The 2,280-nt window shown below is 64.6% G+C and carries 2 protein-coding genes; both read right to left on the bottom strand.

What is annotated here, in order from left to right; all coding sequences use genetic code 11:
* Window positions 1-223: 223 nt before the first annotated feature.
* Window positions 224-910, bottom strand: a complete 687-nt coding sequence (locus EOA29_RS33620; protein ID WP_126093298.1) for a 4Fe-4S dicluster domain-containing protein — start codon at window positions 908-910, stop codon at window positions 224-226.
* Window positions 911-999: 89 nt separating this feature from the next.
* Window positions 1,000-2,280 (bottom strand): trimethylamine methyltransferase family protein (locus tag EOA29_RS33625; protein WP_127222213.1); only part of this gene is annotated, 1,281 nt, incomplete at its 5' end.

Raw genomic sequence — 2,280 nt, forward strand, 5'->3', positions numbered from 1 at the left:
CAGCTATCCCCAACGTGATCGCCGGCTGGGCAAGCTTCGTCGTGGCAACCCTCTTTGCATATCAGATCGACAGCGCAAACCATCCCGTTGTCACACTGGTCTCGGGTTTCATCGGGGCCCTGCTGATGGGGCTCTTTCATGCAGCAGGGCTGGCTTTCGGCCGGAAACCCTGAGATCTGACGGATCACGCACAGTCTGTGGAAGGTCTTGTCAGGTCGCGCAGTTAGCGTGCGAAGGCTGCCATATGAAAGGCTTGCACCTCGGGCGGATAGCGAAAGCTCGCGCCGTAGGGACAGGCGTTGCGGTCGAGGCAGCCGCCGCTCCGGCAGGGCTCACCGCGAGGGCCGCGCACATGGCCGAGGCAGGCATCATGGGCAAAGCCCTGCCCGGAATAGGCGTCGACCGGACAGGATTTCATGCAGGGTTTTTCGGCGCATGTGTCGCAAAGATGAATCGTTTTGTGAGGTTCAGGGAGGAAAATCTCGGCCGCGAACAGCAGCGCCCCGCGATAGGCATGCCAGAGCCCGTATTTGGGATGCATGAGGATACCGAGCGGCGAAGGCTTCAAGCCCTCCGCCCGCATCGCCCATTGCTGGAACGGCAGATAGGGCCGATCGGAGGGCGACACGGCGCGGGCATCGAATTCTTGCGCGACCGCGCCGATCACTTCGCGCGACCACGTGTCTAGGGGATTGGCGATGGGTTGCGATTGCCCCTCGAGCCAGCGCTGGAAATGCGGCCAGGGTGCCGCGCCCGCCTGCCCGACCAGGAGGACGGACTTGGCGGGCGCACCGGAAAGTCCGGCAGGCGCGGCTTCGTCGCTTGCGAAGCGGAAGCCACCGCGAGGGATCAGGCCATGGGCGGCAAGCGCGGCCGCGACCCCTTCAATCGTGCCGGGCGAAAAAATCATCCCTTCCGGTCCGGGTCGGAGAACGCGCTCCGCCAGACTTCCTTGTGAATGATGTTGGCGACTTTAGCCCCGCCTGACTCGGGCTCCTTTCAAGTGAAGGCGTCGGGCATCGAGCCCTTCTTCCTGGCGATGAAGTCCTTCAGCGCCTCGTCGATCGCCGGATCGAGATGGGGCGCCTCGTAGCTTTCCAGCCAGCGGCGGGCGAGCTCGTTGGCGCGCTGCGGCGCCGTCTTCTGGCCTTCGGCCAGCCACTGCTCATAGGAATTGTTATCGGCGACGTTGGAGCGGTAGAAGGCGGTCTGGAAATTCGCCTGGGTGTGGTCGCAGCCGAGATAATGGCTTCCCGGGCCGACCTGGCGGATGGCATCCATCGCCTGGCCGTTTTCCGACAGGTCGACACCTTCCGAAAACTTCTGCTGCATGCCGAGCTGGTCGATGTCCATCATGAACTTTTCGTAGCAGGAGGCGAGGCCGCCCTCGAGCCAGCCGGCCGAATGCAGCACGAAATTGGTGCCGGCAAGGATCGTCGAGTTCAGCGTGTTGGCGCTCTCATAGGCCGCCTGCGCATCGGGAATCTTGGAGGCGCAGAGCGAGCCGCCGGTGCGGAACGGCAGGCCGAGACGGCGGGCGAGCTGTGCGGCGCCATAGGAGACCAGCGACGGCTCCGGCGTGCCGAAGGTCGGCGCGCCCGACTGCATCGAGATGGACGAGGCGAAGGTACCGAACAGCACCGGCGCGCCGGGGCGGATGAGCTGCGTGAACGAGGCGCCGGCGAGCACCTCGGCCAGCACCTGCGTCAGCGTGCCGGCGACCGTCACCGGGCTCATCGCGCCGGCCAGGATGAAAGGCGTGACGATGCAGGCCTGGTTGTGGCGCGAGTAGACCTTCAGCGCCCCGAGCATGGTCTCGTCGAACACCATCGGCGAGTTGGCGTTGATCAGGCTGGTCAGCACCGTGTTGTTCTCGACGAAGTCGTCGCCGAACACGATCTTGGCCATGGCAACGGTGTCTTCCGCCCGCTCTGGCGCGGTGACCGAGCCCATGAACGGTTTGTCCGAATAGCGGATGTGCGAATAGACCATATCGAGATGCCGCTTGTTGACCGGCACGTCGACCGGCTCGCACACCGTGCCGCCCGAATGGTGGATCGACGGCGCCATATAGGCGAGCTTCACGAAATTCTGGAAATCCTCGAGCGTCGCGTAGCGGCGGTTGCCGTCGAGGTCGCGCACGAAGGGCGGGCCGTAGACCGGCGCGAACACCGTCGCATTGCCGCCGATCTGCACCGAGCGCTCGGGATTGCGCGCATGCTGGGTGTAGATGGAGGGCGCGGTCTTGAGCAGCGAGCGGCAGAGGCCTTTGGGGAAATG

It is taken from the genome of Mesorhizobium sp. M1E.F.Ca.ET.063.01.1.1 (assembly GCF_003998155.1).
Classification (GTDB): Bacteria; Pseudomonadota; Alphaproteobacteria; order Rhizobiales; family Rhizobiaceae; genus Mesorhizobium.

Excerpts from the sequence above, each read along its gene's own strand:
- EOA29_RS33620 (WP_126093298.1), bottom strand. The coding sequence starts at position 910 with ATGATTTTTTCGCCCGGCACGATTGAAGGGGTCGCGGCCGCGCTTGCC.